The following is a 17,973-nucleotide window of genomic DNA, read 5'->3' as shown; positions in this document are numbered from 1 at the left end:
ATGGCTTTTGCTTATTTATTACTTAAAACGATTAAAGTTGATATATCTTTTATAAAGATTTAAAGGATATCCGCATACCTTTAGGGGGTATGAAATATAATGAATTATATATTAGTAGAAAAACATTTAATAAAAAGGATGGATTAATGGGGCAATATCAAATTTTCATATTATGTTCTTTGGGTGTATTAACCTTAATAGTTGTTATTTTAACTTTTAATTTCAAAAGATTGCTTAATCTTATGAACCGTATGATAATTTCTATGTTTTTTGGAATGAATATGGGATTGACTGTAGGTTTATTATTAGGTTCAACATTCCAAGGAAACCTATTCTACTCAACAATTCTTTCGATTGCTATAGCATTATTAGCAGCTTCGTTAAGTAGTATCAGTTTTGGAATAATGCCGATTTTAGAAGGATTAATGGCTGGTTTAATGGGTGGAATGATGGGAGCGATGTTAGGAGAAATGATGAAAATAGAACAGTCGATTTTTATAATAAGAATTTTTCTGTTCTTATCTATTTCTACAGTTTTTTTATTTCCACTGTTACAAAATGAAAAAAGTCAAAGAATAAAAAATAAAGTATGGTTAATAAAACCTGTTGTTTTAACATGTTTTATTATTTTATTTATAGTTATGGAAACCAACTTAGCTCAAAACCAATTTAATACCCTATCAAAATCTTCACAATCTCATGCTCATCATATTGAAAATACCTCAAAAAATGTAAAAAGCGATTCCAAAGTTATAAGTATTCAAGCACAAAATATGAATTACTCGCAAAAAGAAATAATCGTAGAAAATAATCAACCAGTAACATTGATCCTAGAAAATAAAGATCAAATAGAACATGATATTGAAATTAATCTTCCGATTCGAGACAATAAAAGTTTAAAGAAACATCACGGAACAAATGAAAATTCAGTACATCTACATGTAAAACCTAAGAGTACAGAACAAATTAACTTTACACCTATTGCATCTGGTATTTATGAATTTATTTGTACCATTCCAGGCTACAAAGAATCAGGAATGGTTGGTCAGTTTATTGTCAACAAGAGCGTAGCATTTTAATACTATATCCCAATTCATTCACAGATTTCGAACAAAGAAGTCAGGGAATTTGATTTTAATTAGATTCTTCAAAATGGCTTCTTTTTGTATGTAGAGAATAAAAGACATGGTGATGCCAGAATTGACTGACTCCACCATGTCTTTCAATATATTTGATTAATCAATCTCACCACATTTTTACCGATTATGCTTTATTATACCGGTTGGAAATGTGATCTTTTTAAAGGACTAAGAAAGTTATTGACGTTTTGAAAATCGTAATATCTCAAAACCTTGAAACAATCTTTTTCTCTCCTATCCTTTTATTGATAATTGTAAATTAGCTAGACGAAAATCATTCTATACTTGAAAATGTTGCTAAGTCATCTCTATTTCCAATCATCACTAATAAATCGCCCTTTTGAATAATCTCATCTGGAGAAGGAGAGATGATAATATCACCACCAGCTCTAAGTAAAGCAATAGCACTTATATTATATTTAGCGCGAATGTCCAGTTCTCGGAGAGTTTTTTCAGCCATAGTTGATGGAATCATAATTTCTTCAATATTATATTCCTTTGACAGTTCAATATAATTCATCATATTAGGGGATAGTAGTTGATTGGCAACTCGTTCCCCCATATCTCTTTCAGGATAGATAATCCAATCTATTCCTATCTTATCCAAAAGTTTTCCATGCCGTTTACCCAGAGCCTTAGCAATGATTTTTTTTACGCCAAGGTCCTTTAAAAGCATGGCAGTTAATATACTGGATTGTAAATCATCTCCGATAGCTATGATTACACAATCAAAATTGCTAATCCCCAATGAAGTAAGTGCTTTTTCTTCGGTAGCATCTGCAATGACTCCATGAGTAACAAATTTTTCAGCTTCTTCTACCCGTTCCTCACTCACGTCAATTCCTAGAACTTCTTGTCCAGCCTCAGTTAATCTTCTTGCTATACTAGTTCCAAATCTTCCTAATCCAATAACTGCATATTGTCTTATGACCATTTCATATCTACTCCCTCTATGTTAATTAACCAATCATGATATCTCCTTTTGGATAACGGAATGCTTCTTTTTTACGTTTCTTCGTAATGGCAAATGCAAGAGTTAAAGGCCCTAATCTCCCTACAAACATCGTGAAAATAATGATCAAACGACCAATAGGAGATAGTTCAGGTGTTAATCCCATAGATAAACCGACGGTACCAAACGCAGATGTCGCTTCAAATAAATACATAATAAAGTCGTGATTCTTCTCAGTTATACTGAGTAAAAAAGTGACGAGTATTACTATAAATAAACCACACATAGCAACCGTAATTGCTTTTAATATCGTTTCGGTTAAAATTCTACGTTTATATAAAACAACATCTTCTCTGCCTCTAATTTGAGAAAAGACAGTTTTCATCAAAACAGTGATGGTAGTAATTTTAATCCCTCCAGCTGTTGAACCTGATCCAGCACCAATGAACATGAGTATAATTGTTAGAAATAAAGTAGAGTGAGTTAAATCTGCTATTGGTAATGTATTGGCCCCAGCTGTTCTGGGTGTAACTGCCTGGAATAATGCCCCTAAAGCTTTACCGCCTATAGATAAAGGACCTAACGTTTTATTATTACTGTACTCAAATAAAAAGATTAGTGATGTTGCTCCCGCTATTAAAAAGAGGGTTGCCGTTAACATAACTTTCGTATGTAGGGATAACCGGTGTGTATTACGATATTCATAAAGCTCATTTATAACAATAAAACCTAATCCACCTATTATGATCATAGAGCAGACAGTTAAGACAACAATTGGGTCGTCTACATAAGGTGTTAAACTACGATATCCACCCATTAAATCAAAACCTGCATTATTGAAATTTGAAATGGCATGGAAAAATCCAAAATAGATGGCTTTTCCCACTGGCATATCGAAAGAAAAACGAATCGAGAGTAGAATACCACCAATAATTTCAGTCACTGCAGTGAAAATCAATATTCTTTTTACTAATTTTACAATTCCAGCAATGGAGGTAGCATTAAATGCCTCCTTTAATAATAGCCTATCTTTTAAAGAGATTTTTTTACCTAACAAAATAAATAAAAAGGATGCAAATGTCATAAATCCTAATCCGCCAACTTGAATAAGCGTTAATATTGTCAACTCACCAAACGTTGAGAATGTATCTCCAGTATCTACTACAATAAGCCCTGTCACACATGTGGCTGATGTAGCGGTAAATAAAGCATCTAATACCGAGAGTCCTTTTCCGTCTTCTGTAGCGATGGGAAGAGTCAATAAAAATGTTCCAATTAGAATGACCATTGCAAAACCTAATACAAGAATTTTGGAAGGATTTAGTTTGTCTTTTATTTTATTCATCGATTTCTCCTTGTAATTATGATGAAAAAAAGGTTAGTTTCTATATTTCTACCTTCTTCATTTATCCTACAGTAATTGAAGAAAAACAAGTAATTTTTTCAAATGCTTCAAAGTGATTTTAACATAAATATCCAATAAAAAATCACCTAACTCTAAGAAGACTATAGTGGCGGGGTGATTTTAATCAATCTTTATTATAAATAATCAGTCTTATGGTTGGGTTTGGTCGAGCAGCAGATCATTCGCCATCTTACCCGTCAAAATCAACTAACTTCGTAGGCTAAAGCGAAGGAAGTCAAAGACCACCTTTTGAAAGGTGGTTTTTTTGTGCTCTTTTTTGTTTACTTAGAAATCGAAAGGGAGAAAAAGGAAAATAGAACGCGGAAAATTGTTGGTTCCATTATGGAATTTATAAAGACTTTAATAATTAGTCCATCTTAAATAAAAGTTATCATGTTTGTTCAAACTATGGAGATACTGATTATGTAAGGTTTAGTAAGTATTCTATCTTCAGAGGATTTCTCAATTTAATTTCATTGGAAATTTTCTTATTTATAAAAAATCGAACCTTTATTTAGGGGGAAGTAATAATGACAATTAAAAGACTATTATTTGGTCGTCCATTAAAATCGGAGGAAGCGGAAGCAGAAAAAATGCCAATGTGGAAGGCATTACCTATTTTATCGTCAGATGCCCTTTCATCTGTAGCATACGGTACAGAAATGATTCTACTTGAACTTGCTACTGTTGGAGCATTTGCGTTCTCTTTCTCATTACCTATTGCAATTGCAATTATTTTATTAATCACAATTCTTATTATCAGCTATAGACAAGTGATTGATGCGTATCCTCAAGGTGGGGGAGCCTATATGGTCGCAAAAGAAAATTTAGGAATGACGTGTGGTCGTTTAGCAGGAGTTTCGTTACTTATTGATTATACGTTAACTGTTGCAGTTTCTGTATCAGCGGGGGTACTAGCAATTACTTCAGCCCTCCCTTTTGCTACGCCATATATCGTCCCTATTGGACTTGTTTTTATCTGGTTTATGGTTTGGATGAACCTTAGAGGGACATCTGAATCTGGTAATGTATTTGCATTACCTACTTATTTATTTATTTTTTGTATGTTAGCTCTTGTAGGTAAAGGTTTATTCGACTGGATAACAGGCGCAGGTCAGGCAACTCACCAAGTTTCGATTCCTACAGCATTACCTACAAGCTTGACATGGTTTGTTTTGTTAAAAGCATTTTCTTCAGGGTGCTCTGCTGTTACAGGAATTGAAGCAATTTCTAATGCTGTTCCGTACTTTCGAAATCCTGCCCAAAGAAATGCGAAACGAACTATGTTTACATTAGGCATAATATTAGCAGTAATATTTGGTGGAGTAACCCTACTTTCACAAGTTTATAGTGTTCAACCAGACCCGACAGGCACTAAAACGGTTCTTTCTTTAGTCGCAGAAGATGCCTTTGGACATGGAATATTTTATTATATTATTCAATTGGCAACTATGATGATATTGGTATTAGCAGCCAATACTAGCTTTAATGGATTTCCGATTTTATCATCAATCATGGCACAAGATAAAAATATGCCACGAATGTTTAGTAATAGAGGTGAACGTTTAGCTTTTAATTATGGAATAGTCACACTAGGAGTACTAGCAAGTGTTTTATTAATTGTATTTCATGGTAGAACTGAAGCATTAATACCTCTTTATGCTATTGGTGTTTTTTTATCTTTTACTTTGGCGCAAATAGGTCTTGTCCTGAAATGGCGTAGAGAAAAATCACGAGGATGGCATAAGAAAGCAATTATTAATGGATTTGGTGGAGTTGTAACTTTCATAGTTGTCATTATTTTTAGTATCACCAAATTTAAAGAAGGTGCTTGGATCGTAATTATTGTGACACCGTTATTATTATGGTTAATTACAAAAATCAGTGAACACTATGATAATGTAGCTGAGCAATTAAGATTTGAATTGAGTGAGAATGTTCTTCCAAATAAAGAAACAATAGTAATTGTTCCGGTAGCTGGTATTCATAAAGTAGTGGCATCTACAATTGTGTATGCAAAAGCTCTCACTCCAAAAGTTGTAGCTTTTTATGTTGCTTTTTCATCTGAAGATGCTAAAAAGATGGAGGAAAAATGGGCAATTTGGAATCCAGGTGTTCGTTTAGTTGTTGTAGTGTCACGTTACCGATCAGTGACAAAGCCATTAATGGAATTTATTAACCGAGTCGAAAATCGATACGGAAATGGAATGCGAATAACTGTCCTATTACCTGAATTTATTACCCATAAGTGGTGGCATCGTCTACTACACAATCAATCAGGCTTTCTTATCCGTACTTTACTTTTAAGAAGAAAAGATGTTGTGGTTTCGACTGTTCCATTTCATTTAAAAGACTAATCCGAACTTTATGCAATTTAAAAGTCCAATGAAAAAAATCATTGGACTTTTTTGCTTATTTTTTTAGTTGCTCGGTTATTGAATCCCCAGTGTTCACGTTTTACTTGTGGTGGAGTCATAGGGCATCTATCTTTAGCATCCTCACATTAAGTAATAACTAAATCCATATGGTTTAGATACTCGAGATTAATTATTTTGGACTGTTGTTAATTTTGAAGGTGTTAGATCTTACCGACGATTAGATATTTTGTGGAGTATGCAAGAAAGAATAAACTCATGTACTTTCTAAAAATATTTTTAAATATTTACCTATTTAGCATAAATATGTTAACCTGAATTTATCATACGTTTACTAAGGGTGGTTATATGTTTAAATCATTAAAAATGCAATTAATTTTGTCATCAACTGCTTCAATTCTTTTTATTATCTACACCTTCATAAATATAAATAACCCTGATTTGAAGATTAGCGAACTAATAGAAAACTTATTTTATTTCATTACAGTGTTCTCTGTATTTAACACTGGACTTCTTACACAAAAATATATTCAGTCAAAAAAAGAAAATTAAACAAAAAATAGAAATAATTAAAATAAAAAGCTTAAGATTTTATCATATTAATATAATTAAAAATCACCACTAATTATTCTTAGTGGTGATTTTTTTGTACATTCTTTTACCTTGAGATTTGACCCCCGCAAAATGAATATTTGATTTTTCCTATTCTAACTAGAGCTTTAGTACATAAGTAAAATGGGCTGAGAATATATTGTGGATGGGTTATGACTTGGATGGGATAGGAGTGAATAAGAAATTATGCGTGTCCTTATTTCTGGTGCCAGCATTGCCGGTCCTGCACTCGCATACTGGCTTCATCGATATGGCTTTCATGTAACGGTAGTAGAACGTGCCTCCTTTTTGCGCGAAGGGGGATATGGAGTTGATATCCGCGGAGCAGCTGTAAAAGTACTTAGACGGATGGGGATTCTCGATTCGGTCCGTGCAGCTGATACATGTATTACAGGTGTTTATTTCGTCAATAGTAAAGGGAAAATTGAAGGTCAAATAAGTGAAGCGAGTATAGCAAATCAGCAGGGGTTGGACATCGAAATTATGCGTGATGATCTTTGTAACATTTTGTACGATTTAACGAAAGATAAAATCAACTATATTTGGGGAGATTCAATTACTGCATTACATGAGACTGAAGATGCTGTAGAAGTCCATTTTACTCGTTGCAAGCCACAAACATTCGACCTCATTATTGGTGCAGATGGGCTCCACTCAAATGTACGTGCCTTAACCTTTGGAGACGAAGAACAGTTTAAACGGACTCTTGGTTGTTATATCTCGATTTTTACTCATGAGAATTATCTTAACATCGATCATCGCCAGTTGCTTTATATGATCCCAGACAAAACTGTAGGTATGTTTAGTGCTCGTGGTAATTCAGAGGCAAAGGGAATATTCTTATTTAAATCAGAAGCATTGAATTTTGATCGTTATGATGTAGAAGCTCAAAAGGGACTTATAGAAAATGCATTCGAAGGACAAATAGGATGGGAGACAGCAAGCCTACTCCAGTTTATGAAAGAATCAACAGACTTTTACTTCGATGAAGTCTGCCAGATTCACATGCCAAAATGGTCAAAGAACCGCGTTGCATTGGTAGGTGATGCTGCATATGGACCATCTCCACTTTCTGGTCAAGGTACTAGCCTAGCGATTGTTGGAGCTTATGTATTAGCAGGTGAGCTCAAAGCTTCGGACGGAGACTTTGAACGAGCTTTTGATGCATACGAACAGGAGATGAGAAAGTTCGTTGAGAAAAATCAAAAAATAGGGCTAATGGCTGCAGGAGGTATGATTGAAAGCTCTAAATTTAAAATTTCATTACGCAATTTAATGCTGCGAGTACCTATTCTTATGAATGTAAACTTTAAAATAATCACGAAAATAGTGGCAAAAGCCGCCAACAAGATCGAATTAAAAGATTATTGATCCAGAATTATTTTCATCAAAATTTCCTTAGTGCAACAAAAAGCTTCCTCCACTACTACGTGAAATATAGTATAAAGTACTGAATGGAGTATAGGTGCATCAATTGAATTGCAAAAATGGAATATATAAATTAAGGCACCATTTCAAAAAAGAATGGTGCCTTCTAATTACCTTAAGCTTTTTCCTTAATATAAGTTTTCACAGATGGTGGCTCATATGTAGATAATTGATCGAGCAGTTCCTTTGGCTCTTCATTTACAAGTGCCATTGAACGGTATTGTTCATGCAAAAATTTCTCATCAGCCATATGATTAAATAACGTGATAAGCGGATCATAATAGTGATTAATATTTAAGAGACCACATGGTTTACGATGAAGTCCTAATTGAGCCCAAGTAAAAACTTCAAAGAACTCTTCTAAAGTTCCTGGACCACCAGGCAAAGCTATAAATCCATCTGCCAAATCTGCCATTTTTGCTTTTCTTTCATGCATAGAATCTACGACGATTAACTCTGACAAGTTCTTATGAGATATCTCTCTCTTTTCCAAAAAACTTGGCATGACACCAATTACATATCCGCCTTCTTCTAAAACGGAATTTGCAACAGCACCCATAACTCCAACACTGGCACCACCATAAACAAGTGCAATATTTCGTTTAGCTAGTTCTTTACCAAGTTTTTTTGCACCTTCAATATAGACATATGATGCACCATTACTTGATCCACAAAATACAGCTAACTTTTTCATTACATCGCCTCCTAAAAATACCAGACAATATTATACAAAACTTTCAGGACTTTGTTAAACTAATAATTGAATTGGAGGTTAGATAAAAATGAATGTAACTGAATTTCAGCAATGGGTAAAGAGTTATTACGAAAGTAGGGGCTGGTCTGAGTTAGACATTTTTATTCGTATAGGATTTTTAGCAGAAGAAACGGGTGAGGTTGCACGAGCAATAAGAGCCCTTGAAATAGGTAGGGATAGACCTGATGAAGTAAAGGGAACTTATGAGGAAAATAGACAGGAGTTAACGGAAGAGTTAGGCGATGTATTAGGTAATCTAATTGTGATTGCAAACAAGTACGATATCCCTCTAGAAGAAGTATTTAACTCACATAAAAAGAAACTATCAGATCGTTATTCTGATTGATAGATAAGGTTATGTATTCTCTGAGTATTGTTGTCTTCTATATTTTTATATTTTGCGAAGAACGGATACTTATCAATCTAAAGGATGGGGAAAAATGAAGAAAATATATGTAGTTCGACACTGTAAAGCAAATGGACAGGAATTCGATGCATCATTAACTAATGAAGGAAAAGAGGAAGCTAATAACTTAGTAGAATTTTTCAATGATAAAAATATTCAACAAGTGATCTCAAGTCCTATGGCAAGAGCCATTCAATCAATCGAGCCTTTTACGCAATCCCAAAATATAAACATACAAAGAGATGAGAGATTATCAGAACGCGTTTTAAGTGATCAAAATTTTCCAGACTGGATGGATAAGTTAAAACAGACATTTGAACAGCCGGAGTTAAAGTTTGAAGGAGGAGAGTCGAGTAAAGAAGCGAGTAAGCGCATTTGGAATGTCGTAGAAGAAGTAAAAGAATCAGATATCGATCATACGATTATTGTAAGTCACGGGAATATCATCTCCTTGCTTTTAAAACAAATAGATGAAGGGATTTCATTTGATGCTTGGAAAAAGCTAACGAATCCAGATGTTTTTCTGATTGAATATCATGATGAAAATGTATGGTCCTATAAGAGAGTATGGAATTTAAATGAAGTCGTTTAATAGAATCAAAATAGATTGAATGATTTAACTTAAACAAAAAGAAAGAATCAATAATGTAAGAGTTTTCTTGCAAGAGTGAAAAATTAAAATATACTACACAATTAACTGTCTTATGTGGACAGTTTCTTTTTTTGCTCTTGTAGGGTTGTCGTTTAATAGAAATATTGATAAGATACTGAAATTACTATATAAAATAAAAAATTTAGGCAATAAGGAGATTTAGCCATGACATCGAAGATACCTTTTTCAACATATGCGGTAATTGGAACAATGCTTTTTGGAATGTTCTTTGGAGCAGGTAATTTAATTTTCCCAATCCAACTTGGTCAGTTATCGGGAACACATTTTTGGCTAGCACTTATCGGTTTCTTAGTTACGGCAATCGGTCTACCATTTATGGGTATTCTAGCAATTGGTTTATCAGGTAGTAATGGTTTACGTGATTTAGGTAATCGTGTTCATCCAGTGTTTGGGCTTGTTTTTTCATTAGCGCTTTACTTAACGATTGGGCCATTCTTTGCGATTCCTCGTACAGCTACAGTACCATTTGCAGTAGGTATTCAACCCTATGTAGCATCAAATCATGTCACTTTAGCTCTTGGTTTGTTTAGCTTAGTGTTCTTTGCAATCGTGTATTACTTCTCGTTAAATCCAGCGAAAATTATGGATTATATCGGAAAATATTTAACACCTGCATTTTTAGTATTTTTATTTATTTTGATTATTACAAGTATTATTTTCCCAATGGGAAGCTTCAAAAATCCGGTAGGTGATTATGTTAATCAAGCATTTATGACTGGTTTTAAAGAAGGGTACAATACCATGGATGCTCTTGCATCATTAGCTTTTGGTATTGTCGTGATTAATGCCATCAAGAGTAAGGGTATTACGAGTACCAAGGAAATTGCGAAGGCAACTTGGAAATCCGGAATCTTCGCTATGGTACTTATGATGCTTATTTATGGCTTTATCACATTTATGGGGGCAACAAGCGTCGATGCTGTTGGATCATTTGAAAATGGAGGCTTAATCTTTGCAGCTGTTGCGAAGCATTACTTCGGTTCATTCGGTGGTATTCTATTAGCAATTATTATTGTTTTAGCATGTTTAAAAACAAGTATTGGTTTGATTACTTCATGTAGTGAATTCTTCCATGAAGTGTTCCCGAAAGTAAGTTATAAATGGTTTGTATTCATCTTATGTTTCATATCATTTGTAATTGCAAACTTTGGCTTAGATAATATTATTAAATTTGCCGTTCCAGTCTTAATGTTCTTATATCCATTAGCAATCGTTCTTATCTTATTAACATTAATTGCACCATTATTTAAGGCACGCCGTAGTGTATATGCAGTTTCAATATTCTTAACATTCTTTGTCAGTCTGATTGACGGGTATAAAGCATTAGTGGAGAATCTACCAAAAGCGCAAGTTGGCTTTTTAGATTCAATTGAAAAATTTTATGCAAGTGTGTTACCGTTCTATGAAATTGGCTTAGGTTGGGTAATCCCAGCGATTGTCGGGGCATTGATTGGTTATGCCTATGCACTTATAAAGAAAGCATAAATATCCCAACATCTATTAGATTATTACCTGTTGAATTTCTAGATGATGATCGTGAGATAAACTATGGATATTGAAAAAATAATAGGAATCTAGAAAAAGCCTCTTGGAATGTACTTCTAAGAGGCTTTTCTATTAGATTGAAGATAGTAAATTTAATTTCTCTTCGAAGAATTAGTCGAATTCAATCTTGTGTAACTGTTGATCTGCAAATTCACGGTACAAATTATGTGATTGATATAATTCCTGATGCGTTCCGCTACCTGTAATTGTTCCTTTTTCAAGGAAAATAATTTGATCTGAATCGATTACAGTTGATAAGCGGTGAGCAATAACAATTGTCGTGCGGCCTTTCATTAAGTCATTTAATGCTTCCTGAACTACTTTTTCAGATTTACTATCTAGGCTTGAAGTTGCTTCATCAAGCATTAGTAGTTTGGGATTTCTCAAAAATGCTCGAGCAATCGCTATTCTTTGTCGTTGTCCACCAGATAGTTTCATACCTCTTTCGCCAACTTCTGTGTCATACCCATTTGGAAGGTCAGCGATAAATTGATCTGCATATGCCATTTTCGCAACTGTATTAATCTCTTCATCCGTTACTTCACGATTTATACCATAGCAGATATTGTCGCGAATTGTTCCTGATACAATAGGGCTTTCTTGTGAAACATATCCAATCTGACTCCTCCAAGAAAATAATGAGAAATCGTTGATTGATTTGCCACCGATTGTAATACTTCCGCTATATGGCTGATAGAAGCGTTCAAACAGGGAGAATAGAGTTGTTTTACCACTACCGCTTGGTCCGACGATTGCTGTTACTTTTCCCTGTTCTATGGTAAAGTTAATGTCTTTTAAAATTTGATCTTTCGAGTTGTAGCTGTAGTTTACATGTTCCACTTTAATGGATTCATCCATGTTTGGCGCTACTTCAGTTGCATCAAGTTCTATATCCGATTCTAAAATCGTAATGATTCGTTCAGTTGCACCTGTTGCTTTTTGGAAATGAGTAAAGAAAGTGGCCATTTGAGCCATTGGCATAATGATTTGAAATAAATACATGATAAAAGCTACTAAAGAACCAGCAGTTAACGCACCAGAAGAAACGCGCATACCACCATAGCCTAATATTAAAACAAGAAGTGTCATCATAACGAGGCTAATGACAGGACCAATCAAAGAATGAACTTTTGCTTCTCTTAAACCAAAGCGAAATAGATTAGTAATACCTCGTTTACCATTTTTGTACTCAATTTCTTCCGCATTAGAAGATTTAACAAGGCGAATTTCAGATAACACTTGTTGAAGTATAGTAGTAAATTTTGCTGTTTCGTCTTGTGTACCTTTTGAAATTTTGTACATTGTTTTCCCAAGTGGTACTAAGATTAATGCTGCTACAGGAATTGCGATGAACATCATTAGTGTCATCTTCCAGTCAAGAATGAACAATACAATAATCGAACCGACTATTGCTATAATTCCTGATACAAAGTTTGCTAAATGCTCCGAGATCAATTCTTTAACGACTGCTGTATCATTAGTCATGCGACTAACCGTTTCACCTGAAGGATGTTCGTCAAAATAACTAACTGGTAATACAAGAAGCTTCTTCCATAGTTTATCGCGAATACCTGCGACAACCGATTGACCAATTCGATTTAATAGATAAATTGAAAATCCACTTGCTAATGCTTGTGCAAGAATAGCAATGACTAAAATCGAAATATTTCTAGCATTTAATGCACTCATCGAAAAATCATTGACGAGATCTTTAGTGAAAAGTGGCACTAATAATCCGACACCTGTGGTAGTTAAACTTAATAGTAGAGCGATTCCTATCATCAATTTGGAAGGTTTCGTTTGCTGGACTAATTGCAAAAACTGACGCCATCCTTTTTGTTCTTTATCTTGCTTCATATTTTATATACTTCCTTTCTAACTCTGTTATAAATAGTATACAAAAAAGTTATGAATTGAATATGAATTGGTAGATATTTTAAATTTTTACTTTATTACAGAGCTCATTTATTAGAAAATAATGAAAGAGAAGGATTATGTATAATTAGTAAAGTGAGACAAAAATCATATAATATCGGGATGGTGAACTATTCATGATTAAACGATGCACGTGGGCAAAAACAAAAGAACCGTTATATATTGAATATCATGATAAAGAATGGGGAGTACCTGTTTATGATGATCGGATATTGTTTGAAATGTTATGCCTAGAAGGGGCACAAGCAGGACTTAGTTGGTGGACGATCTTACAAAAAAGAGAAAATTATCGAAATGCCTTTGATCAATTTGAAGCAGAGAAAATTGTTATGTATACAGAAGAGAAATTACAATCATTGATGGAAAATAAGGGGATTGTCCGCAATAAAATGAAAATCCAGAGCGTCGTAACAAACGCAAAGGCATTTTTGAGAATTCAAAAAGAATATGGTTCATTTTCTAGTTATATCTGGGGCTTTGTTGATAACAAGCCAATTATAAATAATTGGGAGACAGAAAAAGAAGTTCCTACTTCAAACGAAATAAGTGATAAAATGAGCAAACAGTTAAAAAAAGATGGATTTAAGTTTGTTGGAAGTACGATTTGCTATTCCTATATGCAAGCCGTGGGAATGGTGAATGACCACACATTGGAATGTTTCTGTCATCCTACTGCCAATTAAAAAACCCAGCTATTAGAGAAATCTATGTAACAATGTGAAAAAAGCAGAATGAAGAGAAAATCTTCGTTCTGCTTTCTAATATATAAAAAGGCTGGATATATTTCTCCGTTTTTTTGATGCTATTGCATAATTAAAAACAATACTTATTATTTTCCCTGGAATTTACAGGTACTGAAGTTGCTCCAAAGGTATTCTTGCTACGACTTCATAGCCATTACCTCTTCCAAGAGGTTTCACAACCACAGTCCCCATATAAGGGATTTTTCCTAAACCAACACCACTTGGAAAGTCATGAGCAATAATGACTTTATTAGTCCCCATGCTTGGTGGCGTTTCCAGCATTGATTGAAGCTTGTTTAAAATCCTTTCCTGTTCCACCTGGCTCAAGTTTTTACTCAACTTATAAATATCAAAACCAAACGGATCTACTTGGACATTCATTCCACCGAAAGCGAGTGCAGCTGTTTCTCTTGTCCTGCATAAAGGGCTGGCTTGTATAGGATATTCTATGGGAATGTGTAGACTCCGTAAGACATTGCCATAATATATTGCTTGGCTTCTACCTGTATCAGTAAGATTTCTTTGGGTATAGCAATTATTGAGGTCGAGGTAGGATTGATCCGTTCCTACTTTAGCTTCGCCATGTCTAGCATACAAGATATATCCACCTTGTTGGAGAGAATTCAGTAACGAATGTTCTCCAGCTACGTATTGTGGGTAGTTCAATTTTATTTCTCCCTCCGATTGAATGCATATCATAATATATTACTTTCGCCCGGAATTGTTCATGATAATAGCCTAATTGAAAATTTTCTACGCTTTTATAAAAAGGCTAACGATATAATGATTATTATTAAGATAGAAGCTTATGAGGAAGTGAATGAATTGTTTAATGCAATACTATTATTTATTTTAGCTGGTTTAGCAGAAATAGGTGGAGGCTATTTAATCTGGTTAGCGTTAAGAGAAGGAAAGCCTTTATCTTGGGGGCTTTTAGGAGGAATTATTTTAGCCATATACGGAATCATCGCTACATTTCAAAGTTTCCCATCTTTCGGTAGAGTCTACGCCGCATACGGTGGGGTATTTATTGTCTTATCTATTTTGTGGGGATGGGGAATTGATCGAAAAACGCCTGATCTATATGACTGGATTGGAGCAGCTATATGTTTAATAGGTGCTGCTGTAATACTATTTGCACCTAGACATTAATAGAACCAAGTTATAGAAGTCGTTTAGAAGCAAGATACTTATTGGAGTGCTAAGATGGAATTTTTTTATGCAATTGAAGGAAAAATGTTTATAAGGGATCGTTATTATAAGGTTTATATCAAAGAGGAAGAACTGTGGTTAGGGCGAATAGGTAGACAACTATATGGTATGAAGCAACTAAGTGGAAAATCAATTGTACTAAATATATTATTTTCCCTGTTTAGACGTGTATGGATTGTACCAAGAGGAAAGAAAAGAGAAAAAGAGTTAGATGCTATTTTTTCAGGTAAACTGTTCTTAAAGAAAAAAGGGAATGTCATTATTAGGTTTGATGAAATCAATGATGTCACAATTAATGAGTTACAATCATTGCATACTTGGGATGAAAATGGTGGTACTTTAACCTTGAAGCTAGTTGATGGAAAAGAGATACAGCTTATCCTAGAAGCAAAAACCAGTTTAAATCATGTAGAGGCTATTTTTCATCAAATACCTGTAAAACGGATTGACTATTGGTGGTAACTTCTATTGTATTAAATGGACGTGAGGAATACCTAATATGTCAGAACAACAAAAGGTTAAGAAAAAGACTTACATAAAAGATATATTAAGGGAGATTGGTGACTCCATAATCGGAGAAGTGATAATGAATTTACTACTGTTCATACCAAGAATCATTGGTAAATTGTTAAAGGCTATTTTTTCATAAATATATGTTCGCCAAAATTGAAAGTCGACACTCAAATAAATAGTGTCGACTTTTTATTGCTTAAGTTACAATAATAGGTAATTGTATATTTTCTCTTTATAAAAATCTTATTTTAATAACCTAAATAACGAATAGTAATAATAATGAGAAAGAAAAAACACATAACAATATGATGTGAAAAGTGAATCTTGTTAAACAGTATTTTCCCATTGAATATACGAGTTGTTATTACAAGAATTATCGGAATAATCAAAATTAAATAAGTGTTATTGTGTAAGATGGTTATAGCTAGAAATAGACAATGTACGATTACAAAATAAGAAATAGCAACAAGCTTAATAATATTCAATTTTGAGATGTTTTGTTGATAACAGTAAATAAAGATTGATACTAAACTTATACAACAATAAGTAAGAATTATGAAAGTACTAATCATGATATCTCCCCCTTAGTCCTTGTTATAGACAGCATAAAGTATGGGGTTAACCCCACAGCAATAAGAAAAGGAGGATTTTATGAAAATAAGTGAATTTATCGAGATGGTAAATACTACAAAGGATACTGTTCGTTATTATGAAGAGTTAGAAATACTTAGACCATCATGGATAGATCATAGAAGAAACTATACCGAACAAGATATTACAGACTTTGAAGTGATTAAGGAAATGAAGAATTTGGGGTTATCGATGAAGGATATTCAAATGATATTCAAGATAAAAAGAGAAACAGATTGTAACTCTAAAGAATTAATATCTAGTATCTTACTAAAACTGAATTCTAGTAAGGAACACTTTGAAACAGAAGTGTTAGATATTCAAAATAAGCTTCAGATGATAGAGGAGTTAATCATTCAAATTAAGAAATTAACAAATGCGTAGTTCCAAATATTTTGGATAGTGGTATTTAAATTAACTTTGAAGGGGGCTTTTATGGCTAATTATCAATTAGTAAGCGACTACAAGTTCAATAAAACGTATAGAGAAAGTTTTAATGAACTGGCGAAATTGGTTTTTGGCATTGACTTTAAAAAGTGGTATGAAGAAGGGTGGTGGAATGACAATTATATTTGTTTTTCATTCGCTGATGGTGATCAGATTATCACAAATGCTTCGATAAGTAAAATGTCCATTGTATCGAATGGTAAGGAATATCATGCAATTCAAGTCGGTACAGTGATGACACATCCTGATTATCGTCATCAAGGTTTATCAGGGAAACTGATGAATCATATTATTAATCAATATGAAAAAGAGTATGATTTTATCTACTTGTTTGCCAATGATACAGTACTAGATTTCTATCCTAAATTCGGATTTAAAAGGGTAAAAGAAAGTAGTTTTTCGTTAAATATTTCAGATCTTAAAAGACAAACAGAAAAGACAAATATGTTACGTCGCTTAGATATAAATAATGAAAATGATTACAATATGTTAAAAAATTTTGCTGCTGAAAGAACGCCTATATCCTCAATATTGGGAGTAAAAAATAATGATCATTTATTAATGTTCTATTTTATCTTAGCATTTAATGACGCTATTTATTATATCGAAGAGGAGGATGTAATCGTGCTATTTAAGCAGGAAGGAACCCATCTGCATCTCTTTGATATAGTAAGCAAAATAAGAGTAGATATCGATACAATATTAAATTGTATTGTTTCTAATGGTGGTATAGAAACTGTTCATTTTTATTTTACACCTGATTATGAAGATAAAAATATGCAGACAGATTTTATAACAGATAGTGTAGATGTATTGTTCGTAAGACCTTTATTAAAAGTTCCGACAAAGCATTTTCTTTTTCCAGTAACCTCACATGCATAAAATTAGCTTTCATAATGCAATATTCATATAAAACATACGAACAATTAATAATATCTATGTTGTTCATTGTGGAGCGAAAGACGGCGAGTCCTACGGGAAAATCTTGAGCTGAAAGCCTAACATGAACATAGCGGAGGGCGCTGAAAAAGTAAATAAAGTTGAAAATTTAATAATAAAATCTTGTATAGCTATCTTTGTTGATGTGGAATTAGCGAAGACTCCTGCGGGAAAGCGAGACAGGTGAGACCCCGCAGAGAAGCACGGTACGGGCTTCCGAGGAGGCTCAACGCTCGCCCGCGGAAAGCGAAGCTAATTCCACATC

The 17,973-nt window shown here is 33.7% G+C and carries 16 protein-coding genes and 1 pseudogene; 11 read left to right on the top strand and 6 right to left on the bottom strand.

Annotation, left to right across the window (positions count from 1 at the left end):
• Positions 1-89 precede the first annotated feature (89 nt).
• The gene (locus ABE048_RS17615; protein WP_430312581.1) at positions 90-1,079 is read left to right on the top strand and encodes a cupredoxin domain-containing protein; all 990 of its coding nucleotides are present in this window, start codon (positions 90-92) and stop codon (positions 1,077-1,079) included.
• 334 nt (positions 1,080-1,413) lie between these two features.
• On the opposite strand, the gene ABE048_RS17610 is transcribed toward ABE048_RS17615, so the two are convergent.
• Both ABE048_RS17610 and ABE048_RS17605 read right to left on the bottom strand, forming a co-directional pair.
• On the bottom strand, positions 1,414-2,073 hold the full coding sequence (locus tag ABE048_RS17610; protein ID WP_430312580.1) for a potassium channel family protein: 660 nt from the start codon (positions 2,071-2,073) through the stop codon (positions 1,414-1,416).
• A 25-nt stretch (positions 2,074-2,098) separates the two neighbouring features.
• Entirely contained in the window at positions 2,099-3,436 is a 1,338-nt protein-coding gene (locus tag ABE048_RS17605) for a TrkH family potassium uptake protein (protein WP_430312579.1), read from the bottom strand.
• 590 nt (positions 3,437-4,026) lie between these two features.
• On the opposite strand from ABE048_RS17605, the gene ABE048_RS17600 reads away from it, so the two are divergent.
• Complete coding sequence (locus ABE048_RS17600) at positions 4,027-5,853, top strand: APC family permease (RefSeq protein WP_430312578.1); 1,827 nt, start codon at positions 4,027-4,029, stop codon at positions 5,851-5,853.
• Between the two features lie 68 nt (positions 5,854-5,921).
• Here the strand turns inward: ABE048_RS17600 and ABE048_RS17595 are convergent.
• Positions 5,922-6,059: pseudogene (locus ABE048_RS17595) on the bottom strand (arsenate reductase); the annotation flags it as partial.
• Positions 6,060-6,669: 610 nt separating this feature from the next.
• On the opposite strand from ABE048_RS17595, the gene ABE048_RS17590 reads away from it, so the two are divergent.
• On the top strand, positions 6,670-7,854 hold the full coding sequence (locus ABE048_RS17590; protein ID WP_430312577.1) for an FAD-dependent monooxygenase: 1,185 nt from the start codon (positions 6,670-6,672) through the stop codon (positions 7,852-7,854).
• A 172-nt stretch (positions 7,855-8,026) separates the two neighbouring features.
• Here the strand turns inward: ABE048_RS17590 and ABE048_RS17585 are convergent, their stop codons facing one another.
• The gene (locus tag ABE048_RS17585; RefSeq protein WP_430312576.1) at positions 8,027-8,605 is read right to left on the bottom strand and encodes a TIGR00730 family Rossman fold protein; all 579 of its coding nucleotides are present in this window, start codon (positions 8,603-8,605) and stop codon (positions 8,027-8,029) included.
• 88 nt (positions 8,606-8,693) lie between these two features.
• On the opposite strand from ABE048_RS17585, the gene ABE048_RS17580 reads away from it, so the two are divergent.
• From ABE048_RS17580 to brnQ, 3 genes are all read left to right on the top strand, one after another.
• Entirely contained in the window at positions 8,694-9,011 is a 318-nt protein-coding gene (locus ABE048_RS17580; RefSeq protein ID WP_430312575.1) for a MazG nucleotide pyrophosphohydrolase domain-containing protein, read from the top strand.
• A 94-nt stretch (positions 9,012-9,105) separates the two neighbouring features.
• Complete coding sequence (locus ABE048_RS17575; RefSeq protein ID WP_430312574.1) at positions 9,106-9,663, top strand: histidine phosphatase family protein; 558 nt, start codon at positions 9,106-9,108, stop codon at positions 9,661-9,663.
• A gap of 225 nt (positions 9,664-9,888) precedes the next feature.
• Complete coding sequence (brnQ, locus tag ABE048_RS17570; protein WP_430312573.1) at positions 9,889-11,229, top strand: branched-chain amino acid transport system II carrier protein; 1,341 nt, start codon at positions 9,889-9,891, stop codon at positions 11,227-11,229.
• A 171-nt stretch (positions 11,230-11,400) separates the two neighbouring features.
• Here brnQ and ABE048_RS17565 read toward each other — a convergent pair whose 3' ends face one another.
• Positions 11,401-13,146, bottom strand: a complete 1,746-nt coding sequence (locus ABE048_RS17565) for an ABC transporter ATP-binding protein (RefSeq protein WP_430312572.1) — start codon at positions 13,144-13,146, stop codon at positions 11,401-11,403.
• 197 nt (positions 13,147-13,343) lie between these two features.
• Here ABE048_RS17565 and ABE048_RS17560 point away from each other — a divergent pair, with 197 nt between their 5' ends.
• On the top strand, positions 13,344-13,907 hold the full coding sequence (locus ABE048_RS17560) for a DNA-3-methyladenine glycosylase I (protein WP_430312602.1): 564 nt from the start codon (positions 13,344-13,346) through the stop codon (positions 13,905-13,907).
• Positions 13,908-14,069: 162 nt separating this feature from the next.
• Here the strand turns inward: ABE048_RS17560 and ABE048_RS17555 are convergent, their stop codons facing one another.
• Positions 14,070-14,633, bottom strand: coding sequence for a histidine phosphatase family protein (locus ABE048_RS17555; RefSeq protein WP_430312571.1), 564 nt, complete (start codon positions 14,631-14,633; stop codon positions 14,070-14,072).
• A gap of 117 nt (positions 14,634-14,750) precedes the next feature.
• Here ABE048_RS17555 and ABE048_RS17550 point away from each other — a divergent pair, with 117 nt between their 5' ends.
• The 4 genes from ABE048_RS17550 (at position 14,751) to ABE048_RS17535 (ending at position 17,651) form a co-directional block, all read left to right on the top strand.
• Positions 14,751-15,119: a YnfA family protein gene (locus ABE048_RS17550; protein ID WP_430312570.1), complete on the top strand. Its 369-nt coding sequence runs from the start codon at positions 14,751-14,753 to the stop codon at positions 15,117-15,119.
• 54 nt (positions 15,120-15,173) lie between these two features.
• Positions 15,174-15,641 carry a hypothetical protein gene (locus ABE048_RS17545; protein WP_430312569.1) on the top strand — a complete coding sequence of 156 codons (468 nt, stop codon included), beginning with the start codon at positions 15,174-15,176 and terminating at the stop codon, positions 15,639-15,641.
• 702 nt (positions 15,642-16,343) lie between these two features.
• Complete coding sequence (locus tag ABE048_RS17540; RefSeq protein ID WP_430312568.1) at positions 16,344-16,706, top strand: MerR family transcriptional regulator; 363 nt, start codon at positions 16,344-16,346, stop codon at positions 16,704-16,706.
• A gap of 51 nt (positions 16,707-16,757) precedes the next feature.
• The gene (locus ABE048_RS17535) at positions 16,758-17,651 is read left to right on the top strand and encodes a GNAT family N-acetyltransferase (protein ID WP_430312567.1); all 894 of its coding nucleotides are present in this window, start codon (positions 16,758-16,760) and stop codon (positions 17,649-17,651) included.
• Positions 17,652-17,973: the final 322 nt, after the last annotated feature.

Origin of the sequence: Rummeliibacillus pycnus (assembly GCF_050459865.1) — a bacterium.
GTDB lineage: Bacteria > Bacillota > Bacilli > Bacillales_A > Planococcaceae > Rummeliibacillus > Rummeliibacillus pycnus_B.
The sequence above is the reverse complement of the archived record's forward strand: the minus strand, read 5'-3'. Positions and strand labels throughout refer to the sequence as shown.

What these genes read in the sequence shown, in the direction of transcription:
- ABE048_RS17535 (WP_430312567.1), top strand. Translation starts at nt 16,758, where the DNA reads ATGGCTAATTATCAATTAGTAAGCGACTACAAGTTCAATAAAACGTAT.
- ABE048_RS17575 (WP_430312574.1), top strand. Translation starts at nt 9,106, where the DNA reads ATGAAGAAAATATATGTAGTTCGACACTGTAAAGCAAATGGACAGGAA.
- ABE048_RS17605 (WP_430312579.1), bottom strand. Translation starts at nt 3,436, where the DNA reads ATGAATAAAATAAAAGACAAACTAAATCCTTCCAAAATTCTTGTATTA.
- ABE048_RS17580 (WP_430312575.1), top strand. Translation starts at nt 8,694, where the DNA reads ATGAATGTAACTGAATTTCAGCAATGGGTAAAGAGTTATTACGAAAGT.
- ABE048_RS17545 (WP_430312569.1), top strand. Translation starts at nt 15,174, where the DNA reads ATGGAATTTTTTTATGCAATTGAAGGAAAAATGTTTATAAGGGATCGT.
- ABE048_RS17550 (WP_430312570.1), top strand. Translation starts at nt 14,751, where the DNA reads ATGATTATTATTAAGATAGAAGCTTATGAGGAAGTGAATGAATTGTTT.
- ABE048_RS17600 (WP_430312578.1), top strand. Translation starts at nt 4,027, where the DNA reads ATGACAATTAAAAGACTATTATTTGGTCGTCCATTAAAATCGGAGGAA.
- ABE048_RS17540 (WP_430312568.1), top strand. Translation starts at nt 16,344, where the DNA reads ATGAAAATAAGTGAATTTATCGAGATGGTAAATACTACAAAGGATACT.
- ABE048_RS17590 (WP_430312577.1), top strand. Translation starts at nt 6,670, where the DNA reads ATGCGTGTCCTTATTTCTGGTGCCAGCATTGCCGGTCCTGCACTCGCA.
- ABE048_RS17565 (WP_430312572.1), bottom strand. Translation starts at nt 13,146, where the DNA reads ATGAAGCAAGATAAAGAACAAAAAGGATGGCGTCAGTTTTTGCAATTA.
- ABE048_RS17585 (WP_430312576.1), bottom strand. Translation starts at nt 8,605, where the DNA reads ATGAAAAAGTTAGCTGTATTTTGTGGATCAAGTAATGGTGCATCATAT.
- ABE048_RS17610 (WP_430312580.1), bottom strand. Translation starts at nt 2,073, where the DNA reads ATGGTCATAAGACAATATGCAGTTATTGGATTAGGAAGATTTGGAACT.
- brnQ (WP_430312573.1), top strand. Translation starts at nt 9,889, where the DNA reads ATGACATCGAAGATACCTTTTTCAACATATGCGGTAATTGGAACAATG.
- ABE048_RS17615 (WP_430312581.1), top strand. Translation starts at nt 90, where the DNA reads ATGAAATATAATGAATTATATATTAGTAGAAAAACATTTAATAAAAAG.